A 22,521-nucleotide genomic window follows, 5' to 3' on the forward strand; every position below is an offset into this window, starting at 1 on the left:
TCAATCCGGGCAAGGGAGTTGCTGGAAATCTGCGCGGCACGGGACGCATGCGACACCGCCCCTACAACCCCACGATCTTGTTCCACTCCTTCGCGAACTCCACCCGCTCCGTCGACGTGATGTCCCGCGCGATCGCGAGGTGCTTCCGCATCGTCGAGTCCGGGAAGATCAGCGGGTTCTCGGCCAGCGCCGCCGTGTCCTTGTCCTTGGAGTCCGCGAGCACCGCCTGCGCCGCGGGGACGGGGCAGACGTAGTTGACCCAGGCGGCGAGTTCCGCGGCGACCTCGGGGTCGTAGTAGTAGTCGATCAGCTTTTCGGCGTTGGTCTTGTGGCGGGCCAGGTCGGGGATCATCAGGGAGTCCGCCCAGAGTTCGGCGCCCTCCTCGGGCACGACGAAGCGGATGTCCGGGTTGTCGGCCTGGAGCTGGATCACGTCGCCGGAGTAGGCCTGACAGGCGAGGACGTCGCCGCTGACCAGGTCCTTGGTGTAGTCGTTGCCGGTGAAGCGGCGGATCTGGTTCCGGCTGATCTGGGTCTGTACCTGGTCGCACACCTTGTAGAAGTCCGCGGCGGTCCACTTGGTGATGTCGACGCCGTTGCCCTGCATGAGCAGCGCGAACGCCTCGTCCAGGCCGGAGAGCAGGGTGACCCGGCCCTTCAGGTCGCTCGCCCACAGGTCGGAGACATGGCGGATCTCGCGGCCGAGCTTGCGGTGGTTGTACGCGATGCCGGTGATCCCCGACTGCCACGGCACGGTGTACCGGCGGCCCGGGTCGAAGGCGGGCGAACTGAGCTGCGGGTCAAGGTACTTCGCCACGTTCGGCTGCGCGGACCGGTCCATCCGCTGGACCCAGCCGAGGCGGACGAACCGCGCGCACATCCAGTCGCTCATGACGATCAGGTCGCGGCCGGTCTGCTGGTGGTTCATGAGCGCCGGGCTGATCTTGCCGAAGAACTCGTCGTTGTCGTTGATCTCCTCGATGTAGTCGACGGAGATCCCGGTCTTCTTCTCGAAGGCGTCCAGCGTGGGCCGCTTCGTCTGGTCGTCGTCATCGGTGTCGATGTACAGCGGCCAGTTCGCCCAGGTCAGCTTCTTGTCCTTCGCGGACAGATCGGCACCGGCACGGTCCCCCGCCTTCACATACGCGGCGGGCACACCGCACCCGGCGAGCGCGCCGAGCGCGGCGGTACCGCCGAGGGCGCGCAGCAGGGAGCGGCGGGAGGGCGGGAACGACTTCGGAGTCTGGGGCACCCGCGCAGCATGACCCGCCGACCTGTCCCCGATCAATGGACGCTGCGTCGAGCGGGTTCCCGCGGACCCGACACCTTGTCGATCGGTTGCCTGTGAAGTAACCGCCCGTTCACACGGAGCGGACGGCGCGAGGTCTTCGCCGGCGCCGGTCCGGGTGTCCGGCACCGCGGCAGCCAGGTCTCCCCGGAACACAACACCGCGGCCCCGCACGGGAGTTGATCCCGTACAGGGCCGCGCGTGTACGTCCGGTCAAGCGCCGCAGGCCTACGCGTCCAGCGACGTCATCACATGCTTGATCCGCGTGTAGTCCTCGAAGCCGTAGCCCGACAGGTCCTTGCCGTAGCCCGACTTCTTGAAGCCGCCGTGCGGCATCTCGGCGACCAGCGGGATGTGGGTGTTGATCCACACGCAGCCGAAGTCCAGGGACTTCGACAGCCGCATCGCGCGCCCGTGGTCCTTAGTCCACACCGAGGACGCCAGCGCGTAGTCGACGCCGTTGGCCCACTCGATGGCCTGGGCCTCGTCCGTGAAGGACTGGACGGTGATGACCGGGCCGAAGACCTCGTTCTGGATGATCTCGTCGTCCTGCTTGAGGCCCGAGACGACGGTCGGGGCGTAGAAGTAGCCCTTCTCGCCCACCCGGTGGCCGCCGGACTCCACCTTCGCGTGCGCCGGCAGCCGCTCGATGAAGCCGGTCACCTGCTTGAGCTGGTTGGCGTTGTTGAGCGGGCCGTACAGCACGTCCTCGTCGTCCGGCTGACCCGTCTTCGTCTCGGCCGCCGCCTTCGCGAGCGCCGCCACGAACTCGTCGTGGATCGACTCCTGGACCAGGACGCGCGTCGCCGCCGTACAGTCCTGGCCCGCGTTGAAGAAGCCCGCCACCGAGATGTCCTCGACGGCCTTGGCGATGTCGGTGTCCTCGAAGACGACGACCGGGGCCTTGCCGCCCAGCTCCAGGTGGACCCGCTTGAGGTCCTTGGCCGCGGACTCGGCGACGGACATACCGGCCCGCACCGAACCGGTGATGGAGGCCATCGCCGGCGTGTGGTGCTCGACCATCGCGCGGCCGGTGTCCCGGTCGCCGCACACGACGTTGAAGACGCCCTTGGGCACGATCGAGCCGATGATCTCGGCGATCAGGACGGTGGAGGCGGGGGTGGTGTCCGAGGGCTTCAAGACGACCGTGTTGCCGGCCGCGAGCGCTGGGGCGAACTTCCAAACCGCCATCATCATCGGGTAGTTCCACGGCGCGACCTGCGCGCAGACGCCGATCGGCTCGCGCCGGATGATCGAGGTCATGCCCTCCATGTACTCGCCGGCCGAGCGGCCTTCGAGCATCCGGGCCGCGCCCGCGAAGAAGCGGATCTGGTCGACCATCGGCGGGATCTCCTCGGAGCGGGTGAGCCCGATCGGCTTGCCGGTGTTCTCCACCTCGGCCGCGATCAGCTCCTCCGAGCGCTCCTCGAACGCGGTGGCGATGTCCAGCAGGTACTTCTGCCGCTTGGCCGGGGTCTCGTCCCGCCAGGCCGGGAAGGCCGCGGCGGCGGCCACCATCGCGGCGTCGACGTCCGCCTCGCCAGACAGCGGCGCGGTCGCGTACGCCTCACCGGTCGCCGGGTTGACCACCTCGGTGGTCCGTCCGTCGGCGGCGTCCCGGAACTCACCGTCGATGTAATTGCGCAGACGACGCAGCTCGGTGCTCACTTCCGGCCCTCCAAGGTCTGGGTGTTCTGAGTGGGTGATCTGGATGTTCTGGGAGTTCTGAGTGTGTCCATTCACTGAGACACCCACCCTAATCGCCCGGCCCACGTTTTCAACACCCCTGATCGCGCCAAGGCTACGAAATCCGCAAGTCTCGACCACGTAAACAACGAATTTCATCGAAGCGGCCTTGCGGAACGGTCGAGACGTCGTGCACAGTGAAGCCGTGGCCAGTCGCAGCGCAGAACAGAGGGACTCCCGCGAGTCCAGGAACGGCAGCACTCCTCATCTGGACGCCGTCTCCCTCGCCATCATCGAGCAGCTCCAGGAGGACGGCCGCCGGCCGTACGCCGCGATCGGCAAGGCCGTAGGCCTCTCCGAGGCGGCCGTGCGCCAGCGCGTCCAGAAGCTGCTCGACCAGGGCGTCATGCAGATCGTCGCCGTCACGGACCCGCTCACCGTGGGTTTCCGCAGACAGGCGATGGTCGGGGTGAACGTCGAAGGTGATGTCGAGAACGTCGCCGACGCGCTGACGGCCATGCCGGAAGTGGAGTACGTGGTGATGACCGCGGGCTCGTACGACCTCCTCGCCGAGATCGTCTGCGAGGACGACGACCACCTGCTGGACGTCATCAACAAACGCATCCGGGCGCTGCCCGGCGTGCGCTCCACCGAGAGCTTCGTTTATCTGAAGCTCAAGAAGCAGACCTACATGTGGGGAACCCGATAACCGTGAGCAAGGACCTCAGCCGCACCGCGTACGACCACCTGTGGATGCACTTCACCCGCATGTCCTCGTACGAGAACGCGCCCGTTCCCACGATCGTCCGTGGCGAGGGCACCTACATCTACGACGACAAGGGCAAGCGCTACCTCGACGGTCTCGCGGGTCTGTTCGTGGTCCAGGCCGGTCACGGCCGCGCCGAGCTGGCCGAGACCGCCGCCAAGCAGGCGCAGGAGCTGGCGTTCTTCCCCATCTGGTCGTACGCCCACCCGAAGGCCGTAGAACTGGCGGAGCGCCTCGCCCACTACGCGCCGGGCGACCTGAACAAGGTCTTCTTCACCACCGGCGGCGGCGAGGCCGTGGAGACCGCCTGGAAGCTCGCCAAGCAGTACTTCAAGCTGCAGGGCAAGCCGACCAAGTACAAGGTCATCTCCCGCGCGGTCGCCTATCACGGCACTCCGCAGGGCGCCCTGTCCATCACCGGACTCCCGGCCCTGAAGGCCCCGTTCGAGCCGCTCGTCCCCGGCGCGCACAAGGTCCCGAACACCAACATCTACCGCGCCCAGCTCTTCGGCGACGACCCGGAGGCCTTCGGCCGCTGGGCCGCCGACCAGATCGAGCAGCAGATCCTCTTCGAGGGCCCGGAGACGGTCGCCGCGGTCTTCCTGGAGCCCGTGCAGAACGCCGGCGGCTGCTTCCCGCCCCCGCCCGGCTACTTCCAGCGGGTCCGCGAGATCTGCGACCAGTACGACGTGCTCCTGGTCTCCGACGAGGTCATCTGCGCCTTCGGCCGCCTCGGCACGATGTTCGCCTGCGACAAGTTCGACTACGTGCCGGACATGATCACCTGCGCCAAGGGCATGACCTCGGGCTACTCCCCGATCGGCGCCTGCATCATCTCCGACCGCCTGGCCGAGCCGTTCTACAAGGGCGACAACACCTTCCTGCACGGCTACACCTTCGGCGGCCACCCGGTCTCCGCCGCGGTCGGCCTCGCCAACCTCGACATCTTCGAGCGCGAGGGCCTCAACCAGCACGTCCTCGACAACGAGGCCAACTTCCTGCAGACCCTGCAGAAGCTGCACGACCTCCCGATCGTCGGCGACGTCCGCGGCAACGGCTTCTTCTACGGCATCGAGCTCGTCAAGGACAAGGCCACCAAGGAGACCTTCACGGACGAGGAGTCGGAGCGCGTGCTCTACGGCTTCGTCTCCAAGAAGCTCTTCGAGTACGGCCTCTACTGCCGCGCCGACGACCGCGGTGACCCGGTCATCCAGCTGTCGCCGCCGCTGATCTCCGACCAGTCGACCTTCGACGAGATCGAGGGCATCGTCCGCCAGGTGCTGACCGAGGCCTGGACGAAGCTCTAACCTCCGGCGAGGCTCCAGCCTCCGGCAGTTCAGCGGTTTATACGGCCCGGGGTGCACCCGTTCGAGTGAGAAGGGTGCACCCCGGGCCGTGTGCTGTCCGGGGTCGCACCCCCACCCTCCTTAGCGTGCCTGGTAACCGATCGGCCCCGTCCTCGTTCCCCCGCAAGGGGGACGCGGTACGGAAAACGGATCAGAACGAGGTGTACGCGCATGGTGGCCCCGCCGGACAACGACGTGCTCTGGGCACGTGCCCTGCACTTCCAGCACCACGACGGCACGCCCGCGCTCGGCGGCGTCTCGCTCGGCGTCCGGGAGGGCGAGATCCTCGCCGTCACGGGCCCGCGCGGCAGCGGCAAGACGACCCTGCTGCGCTGCCTCTCCGGCCTGGAGCGCCCCGGCCGCGGCGAGGTCTGGTTCAACAGCGTGCCCGTGCACACCATGGGCCCGCTCACCCGGGAACGGCTGCGCCGCGACCGCTTCGGCTGGATCGACCCGGCCCCCGTGCTCGTCCCGGAGCTGAACGTCTGGGAGAACGCGGCCCTCCCCCTGATGCTGCGCGGCACCAGCCGCCGCCGTGCCAAGACCGCCGCCCTGGAGTGGCTGGACCGCCTCGACATCGGCGACCACGCCCGCAAGCGCCCGCACGAGCTGCGCCAGGCGGAGCGCCAGCGCGTCTCGATCGCCCGCGCGCTGGCCCCAGCGCCCACCGTGCTGTTCGCCGACGAGCCGACCGCCCCGCTGCACCGCGCGGACCGCGCCCAGGTCCTGCGCACGCTCACGACGGCCGCCCGCTCGCACGGCATCACGGTCGTCCTCGCGACCCACGAGGCGGAGACCGCGGCCCTCGCGGACCGCACGGTGTCGCTCCTGGACGGGCGCCGGGTGAACACGGTCCACCTCCCCCCGGTCGCCGAGTCGGAAGGCCGGGCCGCGTGCTCGCTCTCCGTCTGACCCGCGGCTCGCACCCCGCCGTCCAACTGCGCCGCCTGCTGGTCGCGGTGGCCTCGGCGGGCACGGGCTTCCTCCTCCTCTGCACCCTCGGCTACGCGATGAGCCACCCCGACTCCGCCGCCGCCGCGGCCCTCCGCCTGGCCTGGTGCGCGACCCCGCTGGCCGCCACGGTCTACTTCGCGGTCGCCGTCGCCCGCACCGACCCGGCGACGAAACCCCGCCCCGGCCTCTCCGCGATCGGCCTCGGCCCGGGCCGCCTGATGGCGATCTCGGCAACGACGACCGCGTTGGCCTGCACCCTCGGCTCCATGCTCGCCCTGCTCTTCTTCCTCCACCTCCGCGGCGACCTCACGGGCATGCCCTTCGACGGAGCGGCCGCGGAGTTCCTCGCCTCGGACACCCCCCTCCCCCTCCCCGCCGCCCTCACCCTCCTCGCCATCGTCCCCGTGACCGCCTCCGTCGCGGTGGCCTTCACCCTCCGCCCGAAGGACACCTCCCCGAAGAACACCCCGAGGTCCTACGGCCGTTTCGGCGCCTACGGCAAGTCGGGCACCCGCGAGACCTTCGGGGCGTACGGCAGGTTCGGCGCCCACCTGCGAACGGGCGGCCGTACGGCGGCAGTTGAGGACGCCCCGACCCCGGCGCCCGAACCGGCGGCCGACACCGAACCGACCACACCCGACCCGGACCCCACCCGCCCCCCTGCCCCCCGCGAGGTCCCCAAGGGCCTCCCCTGGGGTGTTGCCGTCCTCGCCGCCGGTCTCGCCGTAGAGGCGTACGCGAACCGGACGGCGGACACCGACGGGCTGTCGATGCCCGGCGGTCACGTGGGCGGCCCGGCGGGGGTGCTGGCCGGCTGGGTGCTGACCGCGATCGGTCTCGCCCTGGCGGGCCCCGGCCTCACCCACCTGTGCGGACGGCTCCTCCAGGCCGTGCGCCCGGGCGCCCTCCGGCTCCTCGCGGGCCGGGTCCTCATGGAGGAGGCGACCCGCATCGGCCGCCCGCTGGGCGTGGTCTGCGCGGTGGCGTCGGGCGCGTACGCGATGACCGCGCTCTACGACACGGACGCGGCCGTCGGCCCGCTCACCACCCTCGGCACGCTCCTGGTGACCGGCTGCACGGTGGCGACCCTGCTCACCGCCGCCGTCGAGGCCCGGCAGGCCCGCGCCGACACCACGGCCGCGCTGGTACGGCTGGGCGCCCCGGCCACCGTGCTGCGCAGCGCGGCGGCCCTGCGCGCGGGGGCGCTGCTCGCCCTGTTCGTGCCGCTGACCGTCGTGATCGCCGAACTCGCGGCACTTCCGCTCGCCCACCGATGAGTTTTTCCCGGAGTGCCGGTCTACCCACCGAATAGCACGCACGCCCGATGGGAGAGGCCCCAGCATGTACCAGCAGATGATCTTCGTGAACCTGGCCGTGAACGACGCCGCCGCGTCGAAGAAGTTCTTCACCGAGCTCGGTTTCTCGACCAACCCCCAGTTCAGCTCGGACGACACCACCTGTGTCGTGATCAGCGAGACGATCATCGCGATGCTCCTGGAGAAGAAGCGCTACAGCGACTTCACGAAGAAGGACATCGCCGACTCGGCCAAGACCAGCGAGGTGCTGCTGTGTCTGAGCGCCGAGAGCCGCGAGAAGGTCGACGAGCTGATCAACAAGGCGGTCGCGGCAGGCGGCACCGCCAACGACGACGTCCAGGACCAGGGTTTCATGTACGGGCGCTCCTTCGAGGACCTCGACAACCACTCCTGGGAGATCGTGTGGATGGACCCGGCGGCCGTCCAGGGCTGAGCGGTCGGGTGCCTAGCATGGGCGCGTGCAGACGAGCCCGGCCCATGCGGCCCACCACGACGAACGCGAGATCGAGACGGTCGAGGACTTCGACGCGACCGTCTCGTCCCGCGGCACTCTCGCCGGACACCGCGTCCAGGGCGTCGATCTGACGGACCGTACGCGGGAGTTGCTCACCACGGACACCTCGGGCGCCGTCTTCCTCGGCTGCCCGATGCGCGACGAGGCGGCCACGAAGGTCCGCGCCGACGGCGCCTTGGTCTTCCCGCCCGTCCCGCACCTCCCGTTCGACCCCTACCGCGGCCATCTCTACACGCCGGACGAGCTGTTCGCCTCGCTCGACAAGGGGTACGAGCAGACGCCGGACGCGCTCGCGTACGCCTGGTTCCAGCGGACCAAGGCCGACGGCGACATATACGCGTCGATGCTGCGCGCCGTCCACGACGACTCCATCTCCGACGCCCTGGACGAACTCCTGCGCGGCGCACGGGTGGTGGGCGTCATGGGCGGCCACGCGATGGCCCGCGGGACGGAGGCCTACGGCGGTGCCGCGCGCCTGGGCCGCGAGCTGAGCCGCGCCGGGTTCACGGTGGCGACCGGCGGCGGACCCGGCGCGATGGAGGCGGCGAACCTGGGCGCGTACGCGGCGCCGTACGAGGACGCCATGCTGGAGGAGGCGTGCCAACTCCTCGCCGGATCACCGTCGTTCAGCCCCTCGATCACCGACTGGGCCCAGGGCGCCTTCGAGGTCCGCACCCGCTGGCCGAAGGGCAACCACTCGATCGGCATCCCGACGTGGTTCTACGGCCATGAGCCGCCGAACGCCTTCGCCTCGCACATCGCCAAGTACTTCGCCAACGCCACCCGCGAGGACGGCCTGTTGGCCCGCTCGAACGCCGGGGTGGTGTTTCTGCCGGGCGCGGCCGGGACCGTACAGGAGATCTTCGACAACGCGACGCCGAACTACTACGAGTCGCGCGGCGAGCCCACGCCGATGGTTCTCGTGGACCGGGAGCACTGGACGGAGCGGCTGCCGACCTGGCCGCTGCTGCGTGCACTTGCCCGGGAACGGCCGATGGAGGCCCGTATCGCCCTCGTTGACCGGATCGAGGAGGCTCCGGAAGCACTGAAACGTCTCACTGATTAAAGTGCGGGTAAAGGCAACTGCTGTACACCGCATATGCATTGACACTGCTTACGCAGCACTTATAGACCAGTGAGACTCCTGGGGGCAGTGGTGCCTCACCTCATTGCCGCTCCATCTCCCCCTAAACCCCCCGCAGTTGCACATCCCGTGAAGGGCAAACGTGTCCATATCTCGACGTTCCGTACGCATCCTCGGTGTCGCGTCCGCCTCGGCCGCACTCGCACTCGGATTCGCGGGCAACGCGCTCGCCTGCAACATCAGCGAGTTCTCCGCCGAAGCCACGTGTGACGGCGCCAACGGTGTCATCACCGTCACCGACAAGGACGCCTCGGCCACCGAGGCGACCATCACGGTGTTCCTGGAGAACAACGGTTCCGACGCCAAGCAGGTCGGCGACGCGCAGACCGTCAAGGGCTCGAAGGAAGGTGTCTCCGTCACCTTCGCCGAGGACTGGCAGCCGAACGCGACGTACCGCGTTCACGTCAAGGCCGGCAACCTGGTCGACAAGGACATCACGCCGAACCTGACCACCCCGTCCAAGGCCTGCGCGACGGACTCGCCCAGCCCGAGCCCGTCGGAGTCCTCTCCGGCACCGTCGGAGAGCGCCTCGACCCCGGCCGAGTCCGACACCCCGACCCCGTCGGCCACGGAGAGCAGCAGCACCGCTCCCGCGACGACGACCGACAACGCGCCGTCCCCGGCGGCCGGTTCCTCGAACCTCGCCGAGACCGGTGCCAACTCCAACACCGGCATGATCGCCGGTATCGCGGGCGCCCTCGTCGTCGTGGGCGGCGGAGCCGTCTACTTCGGCATGCGCCGTCGCGGTGCGAACAACGGCGGCTGATCAACAGCCGCTGAACGAAACGCTGTTGTGGCCCGTCCGGTTCGTGGGGACGGGCCACACACATGTCCGGTGCGTGGGTGCGGGCACCCGCGTGCGCGCTAGCCGCCGAGCACGACGATCTCCGCCGCGTCGAACTCCACCCCGACCGCGCTCCCGACCTCCGGCGCCGCCCGCAGCGCGCAGGCCGCCTCCAGGCGCGGCGCGTCCTCCGGCTGGAGCTGTACGGCGACGTGGGTGCCCTTGAAGGTGCGGGCGGCGACCGTGCAGCGCAGGCCCTCGTCGGCGGCCAACAGGCGTACGCCTGCGGGGCGTACGAGGAGTGTGCGGGTGCCCTGCGGGGCGTCCTCGGGGACCGGGACCTTGCCCCAGGGGGTGTCGGCGGCTTCTCCTACGACCGTGGCCTCGACCACGTTGTCGAAGCCCAGGAAGCGGGCCACGAACTCGTCGGCGGGGTGCTGCCAGACCTCAAGTGGCGTACCGGACTGGGCGATCCGCCCGTCCCGCATCACCACGACCCGGTCGGCCAGCGCGAACGCCTCGCCCTGGTCGTGCGTGACCGCGAGCACGGTGGTGCCCAACGTGCCGAAGAGTTCCCGGAGTTCGACGACCAGCCGCTCCCGCAGTGACCGGTCGAGCTGGCCGAGGGGTTCGTCGAGCATGAGGAGACGGGGGCGGGGCGCCAACGCCCGGGCCAGCGCCACCCGTTGCTGCTCACCGCCGGACAGTCCGGCGACGGCACGGTGGGCCGCACCCGGCAGCCCGACCAGGTCGAGCAACTCGCCCACCCGGTCGCCCTGTTGCTTTTTCGACGCCCCGTGCATGCGCAGCCCGAAGGCCACGTTGCCGGCCACGTCCCGCTGCGGGAACAGCTGGTGGTCCTGGAACATCAGACCCACCCCGCGCTTGTGCGCGGGCACGCCCGACTGGTCCCGGTCGTCCAGCAACACCCGCCCGGAGTCGAGGGGTTGGAGCCCGGCGACCGCCCGGAGCAGCGTCGACTTGCCGCTGCCACTGGGCCCGAGCACACACACGATCTCGTGCTCGGCTACACCCAGGTCGACAGCGTCCAGCACCGGGCGCCCACCGAACCGTACGGTCGCGTCCTCAAGGCTGAGCAGCATGGTCGGCGCAGGGTCCGGTTTCACGCTCGGCGGCATGTTCGGCGGCATCTAGAACTCCCCCGTCCGGTCGGTGCGCAGCCGCTCGAGCACCAGCAGGGCCACCGCGCACACCACCATCAGAATCGTCGAAAGGGCCATCGCCTGGCCGTAGTTGAGATCACCGGGGCGCGACAGCAGCCGGGCCACCGCGACCGGCAGGGTCGGGTTGTCGGGCCGCGCGATGAACACGGTCGCCCCGAACTCGCCCAGCGACACCGCGAACGCGAACCCGGCGGCGATCAGCAACGCCCGCCGTACGAGCGGCAGATCGACCTCGCGCCACACCCGCCACGGCGACGCCCCGAGCACGGCCGCCGCCTCGCGGAGCCGCCCGTCCACCGCCCGCAGCACGGGCAGCATCGTCCGTACGACGAAGGGGACACCGACCAGCGCCTGCGCGAGCGGCACCAGGATCCATGAACTCCGCAGATCCACCGGGGGTTTGTCGAGCGCGATCAGGAACCCGAAGCCGACGGTCACCGCCGACACCCCGAGCGGCAGCATCAGCAGCGCGTCGAAGCCCCGGACCAGCCGCCCGGCATCGCGCCGGGTCAGGGCGGCCGCTGCGAGTCCGCCGATCACCACGGCGATGGCGGTGGCGGCGACGGCGTACTCCAGCGAGTTGCCGATCGCGGCGATCGGCGGGACGAGGAAGGTGCCGCCGTCGTCGTGGGTCAGCGCCCGGAAGTACCCGAAGTCCGGTGTGTCCAGCGAGCGTTGGACCAGCACGGCGAGCGGCAGCAGAAGCAACACGGCGATGGACGCGACGACCCCGGCCAGCAGGGTCCACTGGCCGGCCCCGCGCGGGCGCCGTGCGGTCACCGACGGGTCCACGAGCCGTAGGACGCTCTCCCGTCGCCGTACCGTCCAGGCGTGCACGGCGAGAATCGCGCCGACCGCGACGAACTGGACGATCGTCAGGACGGCCGCCGTGGACAGGTCGAAGACCTCCGAAGTCTGGCGGTAGATCTCCACTTCGAGGGTCGAGAAGGTCGGGCCGCCGAGGATCTGGACCACGCCGAAGGACGTGAAGGTGAAGAGGAAGACCATCAGCGCGGCGGCGGCCACGGCGGGCCCCAGCGCGGGCAGCGTCACCGTCCGCCAGGCCCGCAGCCGGGACGCGCCGAGCATCCGCGCGGCCTCCTCCTGGCGCGGGTCGAGTTGGGCCCAGAGGCCGCCCACCGTCCGTACGACGACCGCGTAGTTGAAGAAGACGTGCGCGAGCAGGATGGCCCACACGGTGGTGTCCAGCCGTACGCCCCACAGGTCGTCGAGGAGCCCGCCCCGGCCGACGAGCGCGAGGAAGGCCGTACCGACGACGACCGTCGGCAGCACGAAGGGGACGGTGACGACGGCCCGCAGGACGTGTCGGCCCGGGAAGTCGAAGCGCGCGAAGACGTACGCGCCGGGGAGCGCGATCAGCAGCGTGAGCGCGGTGGAGGCGAGCGCCTGCCAAGTGGTGAACCACAGGACGTGCCGGATGTCGGACTCCACCAACACGTCCCAGACACGGCCCAGTTGCCAGGCGCCGTCGACCTTGAGGCCGCGCGCGACGATCGCGGATACGGGGTAGGCGAAGAACACCGCGAAGAACGCGACGGGTACGGCCATGAGGCCGAGCCGCGTCACGCTGCCCCGATGGGTGCGCCGTGGGGCTACTTCAGTACGAGCGAGGTCCACGACTTGACCCACTGGTCCCGGTCGGCGGCGATCTTCGCGGGCGCCATGGTCTCGGGGTCCGGGGCCTGGCGGCCGTACTTCTCGAACTCCTGCGGGACCTGGGCGCCTTGGATCACCGGGTAGACGAACATGTTGAGCGGCATGTCCTGCTGGAACTCCTTGGTGAGCAGGAAGTCGAGGAACGCCTTGCCGCCCTTGGTGTTCTGCGCGTTGCTGAGCAGTCCCGCGTACTCGGTCTGCCGGAAGCAGGTGCCGTACGACACCCCGGTGGGCGCGGTGGTCGGCTTCGGGTCGGCGTAGATGACCTCGGCGGGCGGCGAGGAGGCGTACGAGACGACGAGGGGCCGGTCGCCGCCCGCCTTCTTGCCACCGGCGGACCCGGAGAACTCCTGGTCGTAGGCCTGCTCCCAGCCGTCGACGACCTTGACGCCGTTGGCCTTGAGCTTCTTCCAGTACGCCTGCCAGCCGTCGTCGCCGTACTGCGCGGCGCTGCCGAGCAGGAAGCCGAGGCCGGGTGAGGAGGTGGCCGCGTTCTCGGTGACGAGGAGGTTCTTGTACTCGGGCTTGACCAGGTCGGCGAAGGACGTCGGCGGGGTCAGCTTGTGCTTGCTGAAGTACGCCTTGTCGTAGTTGACGCAGATGTCGCCGGTGTCGATGGGCGTGACCCGGTGCTTGGTCTGGTCGACGCGGTACTCGGGCTTGACTAGCGCGGAGCCCTTCGCGTCGTAGGACTGGAAGAGGCCGTTGTCGAGCGCGCGGGAGAGCAGGGTGTTGTCGACGCCGAAGAAGACGTCGCCCTGGGGGTTGTCCTTGGTCAGGATCGCCTTGTTGACGGCCTGGCCGGCGTCGCCGTCCTTGAGGACCTTGACCGTGTAGCCGGACTGCTTCTCGAAGTCCTTGAGGACGCTCTTGGAGACGGCCCACGAGTCGTGGCTGACGAGGGTGACGGTCTTGGAGTCGCCGCCGCTGCCGCCGCCGGACGAGCCGCACGCGGAGAGCGTGAGCAGCCCGAGGCCGACGGCCGCGGCGATGCATGCCTTGGTGTGGTGCACGGTTGTTTTCCTCCTGGGGTGTCCAGGAAGAGACGCGGCCCTGCCCACAGGACGCGGGCAGGGCGCAACAGCAAGAGTGGTGACCGAACTTCCTACCCAGAATGACCTGGGCGAGGTTCAGAGGGTCTGCGGACAATCCCGCACTCTCAGCGCTGTGGCGCTCCCCTGTCGGAATATGAAGATGTGCCTACGCCGGTCAGCCTACCGCTCGGTCGCGGCGAGCTGGCCGCACGCTCCGTCGATCTCCTGGCCCCGGGTGTCCCGGACGGTGACCGGCACCCCGTGGGCCGCGATGGCCTCGACGAACGCCTTCTCGTCCTCGGGGCGGGAGGCGGTCCACTTCGAGCCCGGCGTCGGGTTCAGCGGGATGAGATTGACGTGCACGGGCTTGCCCTTGAGGAGGCGGCCGAGGCGGTCACCGCGCCACGCCTGGTCGTTGATGTCGCGGATCAGCGCGTACTCGATGGACAGCCGGCGCCCGGACTTCGCGGCGTACTCCCAGCCCGCGTCGAGGACCTCGCGCACCTTCCACCGGGTGTTCACGGGGACCAGGGTGTCGCGCAACTCGTCGTCGGGCGCGTGCAGCGAGATCGCGAGGCGGCACTTGAAGCCCTCGTCGGAGAACCGGTGGATCGCCGGGACCAGTCCGACCGTCGAGACGGTGATCCCGCGCTGCGAGAGCCCGAGCCCGTCCGGCTCGGGGTCGGTGAGGGCGCGGATGGACTGGACGACCCGCTTGTAGTTGGCGAGGGGCTCGCCCATGCCCATGAACACGATGTTCGAGAGCCGCGCGGGCCCGCCGGGGATCTCGCCGTCGCGCAGGGCACGCATCCCGTCGACGATCTGGTGCACGATCTCGCCGGTCGACAGATTCCGGTCCAGGCCGGCCTGTCCGGTCGCGCAGAACGGGCAGTTCATGCCACACCCCGCCTGCGAGCTGATGCACATGGTGACCCGGTCCGGGTACCGCATCAGCACGGACTCGACGAGCGTCCCGTCGAACAGCCGCCACAGCGTCTTGCGCGTGGTCTCCTGGTCGGTCGACAGATGCCGTACGACGGTCATCAGCTCAGGAAGCAGCGCCTCCTGCAGCTTGGCGCGCGAACCGGCGGGGATGTCGGTCCACTCCGCCGGGTCGTGCGCGAGGCGCGCGAAGTAGTGCTGCGAGAGCTGCTTGGCGCGAAACGGCTTCTCCCCGATCGCGGCGACGGCTTCCTTGCGCTCGGCGGGCGTGAGATCGGCAAGGTGCCGCGGCGGCTTCTGGGCTCCGCGGGGGGCGACGAATGTGAGTTCTCCGGGCTTAGGCATGGCCCTACCAGTGTCGCAGACATACGAAGAGGGACTCGCCGCCCTGTGGACAACGAGCCCCTCGTACGTAAAACCCCAGGTCAGCCCAGTCTTCAGCCGGAGCCGACGAACAGAACCAACAGCAGCCACACCACCGGAGCGGTCGGCAGCAAAGAATCCAGCCGGTCCATGATGCCGCCGTGGCCCGGCAGCAGCGTGCCCATGTCCTTGATGCCCAGGTCGCGCTTGATCATGGACTCGCCGAGGTCGCCCAGCGTGGCGCTGGCCGCGACCGCGAGGCCCAGGACCAGGCCCTGCCACCAGCTGCCGTCGTCGATCAGGAACTGCATGCACAGCGCGCCCGCCACCATCGCGAACGACACCGCCCCGAACAGGCCCTCGCGGGTCTTTCCGGGGCTGATGCGCGGCGCGAGCTTGTGCGTGCCGAAGCGCCAGCCGATGGCGTACGCCCCGGTGTCGCTGACCACGGTCAGCAGCAGGAACGTCAGCACCCGCCAGGCGCCGTCGTCGGCGGTGAGCATCAGGGCGACGAACGTGGCCAGGAACGGCACGTAGAACGCCGCGAAGACGCCCGCCGTGACGTCCTTGAGGTAGCCCTCTGGCGGTTCCGTCATCCGCCAGACGAGGACGGCGAGCGCGGTGAGCGCCATGGCGACCCAGGCGCCCTCAGGGCCCCGGACGTAACCGGCGACGACCATCGCCGCCCCGCCGACCGCCAGAGGCACGAGGGGCGCCTTGATGCCCTTGCGCTCCTGCAGCCGCGAGGTGAGCTCCCACAGGCCGACGACGACGGCGACCGCTATCACTCCGACGAACGCGGCCTTCACCACGAAGAGGGACGCGACGATCACCACGGCGAGCCCGACGCCGACCCCTATGGCCGCACCCAGGTCCCGGCCCGCGCTCTTCTTCTGCGGGGCGGGCGCCGGTGGCGGGACGTCGGACATGGGCTCCGGATTCTGCGGCACCGCCCCGTAGGGCGTCGCCTGCGGCGTGTCAGAGGGCTGCGTCCGCGGGTCGTACGGCTGCGGCTGCCGTACGTCGTACGGCGGTTGCTGCGTCTCGTCGCGGAACAAGGGGCCGCTCAGCCGAGCGGCCCCCCGGTCGTCATCCTGGTGTCCGCCGTATGCGGGCTCGTCGGGCACGATGGGCATGGGGCGAGTCTGCTGCGCCTCAGGCGCATCGTACGTGGGACCCGCCGGGGCAACCCCCTGGACAGGCCCCTGGTCGGACGGCCCCCAGTACCCGGCTTGTGGCGGTGCCCCCCAGGAAGAGTCGTTCATCAGACCTCGAGCAGCTCCGCTTCCTTGTGCTTGAGGAGTTCGTCCACCTGGGCGACGTACTTCGCCGTGGTGTCGTCGAGCTCCTTCTCCGCACGACGGACCTCGTCCTCGCCGGACTCCTTGTCCTTGACGAGCTTGTCCAGCGCGTCCTTGGCCTTGCGGCGGACGGCGCGGATGGACACCTTGGAGTCCTCGGCCTTGGTCCGGGCGACCTTGATGTAGTCCTTGCGGCGCTCCTCGGTCAGCTCGGGGAACGTCACACGGATGATGTTGCCGTCGTTGCTGGGATTGACGCCCAGGTCCGAGTCGCGGATCGCCTGTTCGATGTTCCGCAGCGCGGTCTTGTCGAACGGGGTCACCACGGCCATCCGCGGCTCCGGTACGGAGAACGAGGCCAGCTGGTTGATCGGCGTCAGCGCGCCGTAGTAGTCGGCCACGATCTTGTTGAACATCGCCGGGTGCGCACGGCCGGTGCGGATCGCGGCGAAGTCCTCCTTGGCGACCACGACGGCCTTCTCCATCTTCTCCTCGGCCTCGAGGAGGGTCTCTTCGATCACCACTTGCTCCTGCGTGTCTTGAGTAGGCCCGGCTGCTGTGCTGTGTCGGCGTCGGCGGCCGGCTGCGTCGCGTCTTCTTCCTGCACGGTTCCCGACCGGCAGGACATTGTCCATCCCCCGGTCAGGGTCATCAGCCCTGGCTGCCTTGGTCACCCACAAGCGTGCCGATCTTCTCACCCTTGACGGCGCGGGCGATATTGCCCTCCGCCAGAAGCTCGAAGACCAGGATCGGAAGCTTGTTGTCGCGGCACAGCGTGATGGCGGTCATGTCCGCGACCTTGAGGTCCTGGGTGATGACCTCGCCGTAGCTGAGCGAGTCGAACTTGACGGCCTCGGAGTTCGTCTTCGGGTCGGAGTCGTAGACCCCGTCCACGCCGTTCTTGCCCATCAGCAGCGCCTCGGCGTTGATCTCCAGGGCGCGCTGGGCGGCGGTGGTGTCGGTGGAGAAATAGGGCATGCCCATACCGGCGCCGAAGATGACCACGCGGCCCTTCTCCAGGTGGCGCACGGCGCGCAGCGGGATGTACGGCTCGGCGACCTGGCCCATGGTGATGGCGGTCTGGACGCGGCTGTCGATGCCCTCCTTCTCCAGGAAGTCCTGGAGAGCGAGGCAGTTCATCACCGTGCCGAGCATGCCCATGTAGTCGGAGCGGGCCCGGTCCATGCCGCGCTGCTGGAGTTCGGCGCCGCGGAAGAAGTTGCCGCCGCCGATGACGACGGCGACCTCCGCGCCGTCCCGCACGACGGCCGCGATCTCACGGGCGATCTTGTGCACCACGTCGGGGTCCACGCCCAGGCCGCCGCCTCCGGAGAAGGCCTCTCCGGACAGCTTCAGCATGAACCGGCCGCGTACCTTGCCGTCGTCGCTCTTCTGGGGCTTGGTGGTCATGGTGTTCTCGCCTCTTCAACGTGGTCGCACATACGAAGAAGGCCACTGCCGGTGGGGTGTCTGTCGCATCCCATGCTCGGCAATGGCCTCCTCGTCAGATCTGCTGTCGTCCGCCACGCGCGCGTGCGCGGCGGCGTACCGGGCCGACTGCTGACGACCCTAGCGGGATTCCGCCGGGCGCCGCGCGTCGATCGCGGTACGGACTCAGATGCCGACCTTGATGCGCGTGAAGCGCTTCAGGGTGACACCCGCCTCGTCCAGAACCTTCTGGACGGACTTCTTGGGGTCGAGCGCGTACGGCTGACCGAGCAGCGTCGCGTCCTTGAAGAAGCCGTTGACGCGGCCCTCGACGATCTTGGCGATCGCGGCCTCGGGCTTGCCCTCGGCGCGGGTGGTCTCCTCGGCGATACGGCGCTCGGACTCGACGACCTCGGCCGGCACGTCCTCCTTGGCCAGGTACTTCGGCGCGAAGGCGGCGATGTGCTGGGCGACACCGCGGGCGACCTCGGCGTTCTCCTTGTCCAGCTCGACGAGGACACCGATCTGCGGGGGCAGGTCGGGCATCGTGCGGTGCATGTACGCGGAGACGTAGCCGTCGTCGTACTGGGCGAAGCGGTCGAGGACGATCTTCTCGCCCAGGTTCGCGTTGGCCTCGTCGACGAACGCCTGGACCGTCTTGCCGGGCTCGATGTCGGACGCGAGGAGCGCCGCGATGTCGGCCGGGGCGGAGGCGGCGACGTGCTCGGCGATCTGGCGGGCGACGGACTGGAACTTCTCGCCCTTGGCGACGAAGTCTGTCTCGCACTTCAGCTCGACCAGGACACCGGAGGTGTTGTCCTCGGCGATGACCGAGACCACAGCGCCGTTCTCGGCGGAGCGGCCCTCGCGCTTGGCGACGCCCTTCTGGCCCTTGATACGGAGCGCCTCGACGGCCTTCTCGACGTTGCCGTCGGCCTCGTCCAGCGCCTTCTTGCAGTCCATCATGCCGGCGCCGGTGAGCTCACGGAGCTTCTTGACGTCGGCGGCGGTGTAGTTCGCCATGATCTGTGAATCTCTTCTCGGAGTTCGAAGTCTCGAAGTCGGCGGCGGCCGCAGATAGCGCGGGCTTCCGCCAAGGATCTACGGGCTACGAAGATCTAGGGGCTGTGGATGAACGGCGGGTGGCGCGGTCCGCACCACCCGCCGTCCTCCTGCCAGCCCTTTGGCCCGGAAGGTCAGGCCTGCTCGGCCTCGGCGGCCGGAGCGGCCTCGACCTCGGCGGCGGGCGCCTCGACCTCGGCAGCGGCCTCAGCGGCGGCCGGAGCCTCGTCGGCCTGCTCGGCGTCGGCGACCTTCTCCGTCTCGGCGGAGGTCTGCACCTCGGCCTCGGCGGCGGGGGTCTCGTCGGCCTTCTTCTCGCCCTCGAGCAGGTCGCGCTCCCACGCGGCCAGCGGCTCGCCGGCGGCCTTGTCACCCTTGGCCTCGGCGGCGACACCGGAGCGGCTGATGAGGCCCTCGGCGACGGCGTCGGCGATCACGCGGGTGAGCAGGGTGACGGAGCGGATCGCGTCGTCGTTGCCCGGGATCTTGTAGTCGACCTCGTCGGGGTCGCAGTTCGTGTCGAGGATGGCGACGACCGGGATGTTGAGCTTCCGGGCCTCACCGACCGCGATGTGCTCCTTCTTGGTGTCCACGATCCAGACGGCGCTGGGAACCTTGGACATCTCGCGGATACCACCGAGGGTCTTCTCCAGCTTGGCCTTCTCGCGCGAGAGCACGAGAAGCTCCTTCTTGGTGAGACCGGACGCGGCGACGTCCTCGAAGTCGATCTGCTCGAGCTCCTTGAGGCGCTGCAGACGCTTGTAGACGGTGGAGAAGTTGGTGAGCATGCCGCCCAGCCAGCGCTGGTTGACGTAGGGCATGCCGACGCGGGTGGCCTGCTCGGCGATGGCCTCCTGCGCCTGCTTCTTCGTACCGACGAACATGACCGTGCCGCCGTGGGCGACGGTCTCCTTGACGAACTCGTAGGCGCGGTCGATGTACGACAGCGACTGGAGCAGGTCGATGATGTAGATGCCGTTGCGCTCCGTGAAGATGAAGCGCTTCATCTTCGGGTTCCAACGACGGGTCTGGTGACCGAAGTGGACGCCGCTTTCCAGCAGCTCCCGCATCGTGACGACGGCCATGGCCGTTCTCCTTGATTTACTCGGTTGTGCCGCGAGCACCGGACGGCACTCGCGCCTGACGCCCACGTGCGCGTGCCCAGAGGACCGAGGAGCGCTGACACCGGTTTCGTCTTGACGACGGAGGACCAGATGCCGGGGCGTGCGAAGTCGACCCGGTGACCCGGATCGCCAAAGGAAGTGTACGGGACCCGCGAGGCACCGGGTGACGCCGTTGTCCACAACCCCACGCCGGTCCACAGGTCCCGGCCATGATCGGCCCGGGTACGGCACGGTTTGTGCCATGCGAACGCGACGACATGGACCCCCGATGCGCATGGCACCGGCGCTACTGCTGGCCGTCCTCCTGACCCTGCTGACCTGCACGGCCCGTGCGAACGACAGCCCACCACCCCTACCCGGAGCCCCGGCCCCCTCAGTACCGGCCATCGCCCGCGCCTGGCCCGTCGGTTCCCACCCGTTGGTCCTACGAGGCTGGGAGCCCCCGGCGACGGTCTACGGCCGCGGCCACCGAGGCGTGGACCTGGCGACCCCGGCCGGCGCTGAGGTACGAGCGGTAGCGGCGGGCCGGGTGTCCTTCGCGGGCCGGGTGGCGGGAAGAGGAGTGGTCGCGGTCGAACTGACCGGCACGGACTTACGCACGACGTACGAGCCAGTGACCGCGACCGTGAAGAAGGGCGACGAGGTGGAACCGGGCGAGGTGGTGGGCACCGTGGAAATCACCGGCTCCCATTGCGCAACGACATGCGTGCACTGGGGCTTGCTGAGAGGAGAGACGTACTTGAACCCGCTGGAGCTGCTGCCCCCATGGCTGCTGAATCGGGGCCCATCCCGCCTGCTGCCGGTTCTGTGACCCCGCTTCTTCTAGGGGCGCGGGGAACTGCGCGCCCAGCCCCCACCGGCCCCACACTCAAAACTCAACCCAGAACCCCCCGCAAAGCCATACTCACCGCAGCCTCAGTAATCACCGAGGGATCCTCAGCGGCCCCCAGCTCAATCCGCCGCACAGCCGCATCAACAACACCCTGAACCAACATCGCCGCCAGCCGAGGCTCCGCATGCCCCATATCCCCGAGCGCCGAGACGATCATCGCCACCAACCCCCCATGCGCGGCCCGGATCTTCTCCCGAGCCCCCGCATCGAGTTCGCTCGCGGAGATGGCGACAACAGCCCGATGCCGCCGATCCCCGACCAGGGCAAGCTGCTGCCGCACATACGCCTCGACCTTGCCCTCGGCGGAGCCGGCCCCCTCCATCGCGGAAGACACATCCGCCGCCCACACGGGAAAGTCGACCTCGCACAGCTCCTCGACGACCGCGGCCCGGGAGCGGAAGTACTCGTACACGGACGACCGCGCCAGCCCCGTCCGCTCGGCCAGGGCCGGGAACGTCAGCGCCTCCGTCCCACCCTCGGACAGCAGGGAACGAGCCGCGTCCAGCAGGGCGGCTCGCTGCATCGACCGGTGCTCGGCCACGGAGGCCGCTCGAATCCTTGGCACGTCAACCACTCTACGGACGGCGCACCCCCGGCGGGAGTGACCCAGGCCATGCAGGCACGATTCTGCGAGGTCACCCAGGCCGTACTCCTTCTGCTCAGCGGCCAAAACTCGCCAGCTTGGCGCGCAACTGCAGCACGGACTTGGTGTGGATCTGGCTGACCCGGCTCTCGGTCACCCCGAGCACGTTGCCGATCTCGGCGAGGGTCAGGCCCTCGTAGTAGTACAGCGTGACGACGGTCTTCTCCCGCTCGGGCAGCGTGTTGATCGCCCGCGCCAGGAACCTCCGCAGCTCCCGCCCCTCGGCCACCTCCACCGGGTTGTCGGCGGCGGTGTCCTCCAGGGTGTCCATCAGGCTGAGCCGGTCGCCGCCCTCGCCGCCGGCGTGCAGCAGCTCCTCCAGGGCGACCACGTTGGCCAGCGACAACTGGCTGAAGACGGCGTGGAGTTCCTCCACCGCGATGCCCATCTCGGCGGCCACCTCGCCCTCGCTGGGCGTGCGCCTCAGCCGTGCCTCCAGCGTGGCGTACGCCCGCTCGACGTTCCGCGCCTTCTGCCGTACCGAGCGCGGGATCCAGTCCAGCGCGCGGAGTTCGTCGATCATCGCGCCCCGGATGCGGGTGATCGCGTACGTCTCGAACTTGATCTCCCGCTCGATGTCGAACTTCTCGATCGCGTCGATCAGTCCGAACACCCCCGACGACACGAAGTCCGCCTGTTCCACATTGGGCGGCAGCCCGACGCTCACCCGTCCCGCGACGTACTTCACGAGCGGCGAGTAGTGCAGGATCAGCTGCTCACGCAGCCGCTCGTCGCCCGTCGTCTTGTACGACCGCCACAGCTCGTCGAGCGTCGAGGGAGCGGGCGGCCGGACGCTGCCACCGTCGCGGGCGGCTGGGGGGATCGCCGCCCGGTCGGACCCGGAGGTGTGCTGGGGCATTCGTCGCCTTGTGCCGTTCTGCCGTGAAGTGGGGTTGCCTGGGTGAGCTGTCGGAGTGATGGGGAGATGCCGGTCTGTGCCGGAATCCCCGTGAGCGTAGCGTGACTGGAGTGTCGCGGTGTGCGAAGGGCGGGGCTCGGACCGGGCACGGACGCGTTCGACGAGGTGCCGGAACAGGTCACTCCGATCGCTCTGCGTGATCATCGGAATGCGC

General features: G+C 69.3%; 21 protein-coding genes and 1 riboswitch. Of the genes, 8 read left to right on the forward strand and 13 right to left on the reverse strand.

The window, feature by feature from the left end:
• Nucleotides 1–61: 61 nt before the first annotated feature.
• On the reverse strand, nucleotides 62–1,252 hold the full coding sequence (locus OO69_RS22960; RefSeq protein WP_033282628.1) for an extracellular solute-binding protein: 1,191 nt from the start codon (nucleotides 1,250–1,252) through the stop codon (nucleotides 62–64).
• Between the two features lie 264 nt (nucleotides 1,253–1,516).
• Nucleotides 1,517–2,956 carry a gamma-aminobutyraldehyde dehydrogenase gene (locus tag OO69_RS22965; RefSeq protein ID WP_033282629.1) on the reverse strand — a complete coding sequence of 480 codons (1,440 nt, stop codon included), beginning with the start codon at nucleotides 2,954–2,956 and terminating at the stop codon, nucleotides 1,517–1,519.
• 208 nt (nucleotides 2,957–3,164) lie between these two features.
• Here OO69_RS22965 and OO69_RS22970 point away from each other — a divergent pair, with 208 nt between their 5' ends.
• The 7 genes from OO69_RS22970 to OO69_RS23000 all read left to right on the forward strand — a co-directional run bounded on the left by OO69_RS22970 (nucleotide 3,165) and on the right by OO69_RS23000 (nucleotide 9,780).
• Entirely contained in the window at nucleotides 3,165–3,683 is a 519-nt protein-coding gene (locus tag OO69_RS22970; protein ID WP_033282630.1) for an Lrp/AsnC family transcriptional regulator, read from the forward strand.
• Nucleotides 3,668–5,047, forward strand: coding sequence for an aspartate aminotransferase family protein (locus OO69_RS22975; RefSeq protein ID WP_033282631.1), 1,380 nt, complete (start codon nucleotides 3,668–3,670; stop codon nucleotides 5,045–5,047). The genes OO69_RS22970 and OO69_RS22975 overlap by 16 nt, the downstream gene beginning before the upstream one ends.
• A gap of 210 nt (nucleotides 5,048–5,257) precedes the next feature.
• Nucleotides 5,258–5,998: an ABC transporter ATP-binding protein gene (locus OO69_RS22980; protein ID WP_033282632.1), complete on the forward strand. Its 741-nt coding sequence runs from the start codon at nucleotides 5,258–5,260 to the stop codon at nucleotides 5,996–5,998.
• Entirely contained in the window at nucleotides 5,980–7,317 is a 1,338-nt protein-coding gene (locus OO69_RS22985) for a hypothetical protein (RefSeq protein ID WP_033282633.1), read from the forward strand. The genes OO69_RS22980 and OO69_RS22985 overlap by 19 nt, the downstream gene beginning before the upstream one ends.
• Nucleotides 7,318–7,381: 64 nt before the next feature.
• Nucleotides 7,382–7,789, forward strand: a complete 408-nt coding sequence (locus OO69_RS22990) for a VOC family protein (RefSeq protein ID WP_033282634.1) — start codon at nucleotides 7,382–7,384, stop codon at nucleotides 7,787–7,789.
• A gap of 25 nt (nucleotides 7,790–7,814) precedes the next feature.
• Nucleotides 7,815–8,936 carry an LOG family protein gene (locus OO69_RS22995; RefSeq protein ID WP_033282635.1) on the forward strand — a complete coding sequence of 374 codons (1,122 nt, stop codon included), beginning with the start codon at nucleotides 7,815–7,817 and terminating at the stop codon, nucleotides 8,934–8,936.
• A 160-nt stretch (nucleotides 8,937–9,096) separates the two neighbouring features.
• Nucleotides 9,097–9,780 (forward strand): LAETG motif-containing sortase-dependent surface protein, encoded by a 684-nt coding sequence (locus tag OO69_RS23000; RefSeq protein WP_033282636.1) that lies wholly within the window; start codon nucleotides 9,097–9,099, stop codon nucleotides 9,778–9,780.
• A 98-nt stretch (nucleotides 9,781–9,878) separates the two neighbouring features.
• On the opposite strand, the gene OO69_RS23005 is transcribed toward OO69_RS23000, so the two are convergent.
• The 9 genes from OO69_RS23005 to rpsB all read right to left on the reverse strand — a co-directional run bounded on the left by OO69_RS23005 (nucleotide 9,879) and on the right by rpsB (nucleotide 19,874).
• A complete protein-coding gene (locus tag OO69_RS23005; protein ID WP_420707900.1) occupies nucleotides 9,879–10,949 on the reverse strand; it encodes an ABC transporter ATP-binding protein in 1,071 nt (356 codons plus the stop codon).
• On the reverse strand, nucleotides 10,950–12,551 hold the full coding sequence (locus OO69_RS23010; protein WP_033282836.1) for an ABC transporter permease: 1,602 nt from the start codon (nucleotides 12,549–12,551) through the stop codon (nucleotides 10,950–10,952). It lies immediately after the preceding gene.
• Between the two features lie 44 nt (nucleotides 12,552–12,595).
• Nucleotides 12,596–13,672, reverse strand: a complete 1,077-nt coding sequence (locus OO69_RS23015; RefSeq protein WP_033282637.1) for a thiamine ABC transporter substrate-binding protein — start codon at nucleotides 13,670–13,672, stop codon at nucleotides 12,596–12,598.
• A gap of 71 nt (nucleotides 13,673–13,743) precedes the next feature.
• Nucleotides 13,744–13,849, reverse strand: a riboswitch (TPP riboswitch).
• Between the two features lie 24 nt (nucleotides 13,850–13,873).
• Nucleotides 13,874–14,980, reverse strand: a complete 1,107-nt coding sequence (rlmN, locus tag OO69_RS23020; RefSeq protein ID WP_033282638.1) for a 23S rRNA (adenine(2503)-C(2))-methyltransferase RlmN — start codon at nucleotides 14,978–14,980, stop codon at nucleotides 13,874–13,876.
• 92 nt (nucleotides 14,981–15,072) lie between these two features.
• Complete coding sequence (locus tag OO69_RS23025; protein WP_033282639.1) at nucleotides 15,073–16,263, reverse strand: phosphatidate cytidylyltransferase; 1,191 nt, start codon at nucleotides 16,261–16,263, stop codon at nucleotides 15,073–15,075.
• A complete protein-coding gene (frr, locus tag OO69_RS23030; protein WP_019058716.1) occupies nucleotides 16,263–16,820 on the reverse strand; it encodes a ribosome recycling factor in 558 nt (185 codons plus the stop codon). The genes OO69_RS23025 and frr overlap by 1 nt, the downstream gene beginning before the upstream one ends.
• Nucleotides 16,821–16,950: 130 nt before the next feature.
• The gene (gene pyrH, locus OO69_RS23035; RefSeq protein WP_033282640.1) at nucleotides 16,951–17,709 is read right to left on the reverse strand and encodes a UMP kinase; all 759 of its coding nucleotides are present in this window, start codon (nucleotides 17,707–17,709) and stop codon (nucleotides 16,951–16,953) included.
• A gap of 204 nt (nucleotides 17,710–17,913) precedes the next feature.
• Nucleotides 17,914–18,750: a translation elongation factor Ts gene (gene tsf, locus OO69_RS23040; protein WP_033282641.1), complete on the reverse strand. Its 837-nt coding sequence runs from the start codon at nucleotides 18,748–18,750 to the stop codon at nucleotides 17,914–17,916.
• Between the two features lie 173 nt (nucleotides 18,751–18,923).
• Nucleotides 18,924–19,874 carry a 30S ribosomal protein S2 gene (rpsB, locus tag OO69_RS23045; protein WP_033282642.1) on the reverse strand — a complete coding sequence of 317 codons (951 nt, stop codon included), beginning with the start codon at nucleotides 19,872–19,874 and terminating at the stop codon, nucleotides 18,924–18,926.
• A gap of 307 nt (nucleotides 19,875–20,181) precedes the next feature.
• Between rpsB and OO69_RS23050 the strand changes: the two genes are divergently transcribed.
• On the forward strand, nucleotides 20,182–20,724 hold the full coding sequence (locus tag OO69_RS23050; RefSeq protein WP_078652538.1) for a murein hydrolase activator EnvC family protein: 543 nt from the start codon (nucleotides 20,182–20,184) through the stop codon (nucleotides 20,722–20,724).
• Nucleotides 20,725–20,788: 64 nt separating this feature from the next.
• Here the strand turns inward: OO69_RS23050 and OO69_RS23055 are convergent, their stop codons facing one another.
• Nucleotides 20,789–21,346, reverse strand: coding sequence for a TetR/AcrR family transcriptional regulator (locus tag OO69_RS23055; RefSeq protein ID WP_033282643.1), 558 nt, complete (start codon nucleotides 21,344–21,346; stop codon nucleotides 20,789–20,791).
• Nucleotides 21,347–21,464: 118 nt separating this feature from the next.
• On the reverse strand, nucleotides 21,465–22,307 hold the full coding sequence (gene whiG, locus OO69_RS23060) for an RNA polymerase sigma factor WhiG (RefSeq protein WP_019058710.1): 843 nt from the start codon (nucleotides 22,305–22,307) through the stop codon (nucleotides 21,465–21,467).
• Between the last annotated feature and the right edge of the window lie 214 nt (nucleotides 22,308–22,521).

This window comes from Streptomyces sp. NRRL F-525, from assembly GCF_000716605.1.
Lineage (GTDB): Bacteria > Actinomycetota > Actinomycetes > Streptomycetales > Streptomycetaceae > Streptomyces.

Excerpts from the sequence above, each read along its gene's own strand:
- OO69_RS23010 (WP_033282836.1), bottom strand. The coding sequence starts at position 12,551 with ATGGCCGTACCCGTCGCGTTCTTCGCGGTGTTCTTCGCCTACCCCGTA.
- OO69_RS23005 (WP_420707900.1), bottom strand. The coding sequence starts at position 10,949 with ATGCCGCCGAACATGCCGCCGAGCGTGAAACCGGACCCTGCGCCGACC.
- rlmN (WP_033282638.1), bottom strand. The coding sequence starts at position 14,980 with ATGCCTAAGCCCGGAGAACTCACATTCGTCGCCCCCCGCGGAGCCCAG.
- OO69_RS22980 (WP_033282632.1), top strand. The coding sequence starts at position 5,258 with ATGGTGGCCCCGCCGGACAACGACGTGCTCTGGGCACGTGCCCTGCAC.
- pyrH (WP_033282640.1), bottom strand. The coding sequence starts at position 17,709 with ATGACCACCAAGCCCCAGAAGAGCGACGACGGCAAGGTACGCGGCCGG.
- tsf (WP_033282641.1), bottom strand. The coding sequence starts at position 18,750 with ATGGCGAACTACACCGCCGCCGACGTCAAGAAGCTCCGTGAGCTCACC.
- OO69_RS23050 (WP_078652538.1), top strand. The coding sequence starts at position 20,182 with ATGCGCATGGCACCGGCGCTACTGCTGGCCGTCCTCCTGACCCTGCTG.
- OO69_RS23025 (WP_033282639.1), bottom strand. The coding sequence starts at position 16,263 with ATGAACGACTCTTCCTGGGGGGCACCGCCACAAGCCGGGTACTGGGGG.
- OO69_RS22990 (WP_033282634.1), top strand. The coding sequence starts at position 7,382 with ATGTACCAGCAGATGATCTTCGTGAACCTGGCCGTGAACGACGCCGCC.
- rpsB (WP_033282642.1), bottom strand. The coding sequence starts at position 19,874 with ATGGCCGTCGTCACGATGCGGGAGCTGCTGGAAAGCGGCGTCCACTTC.
- whiG (WP_019058710.1), bottom strand. The coding sequence starts at position 22,307 with ATGCCCCAGCACACCTCCGGGTCCGACCGGGCGGCGATCCCCCCAGCC.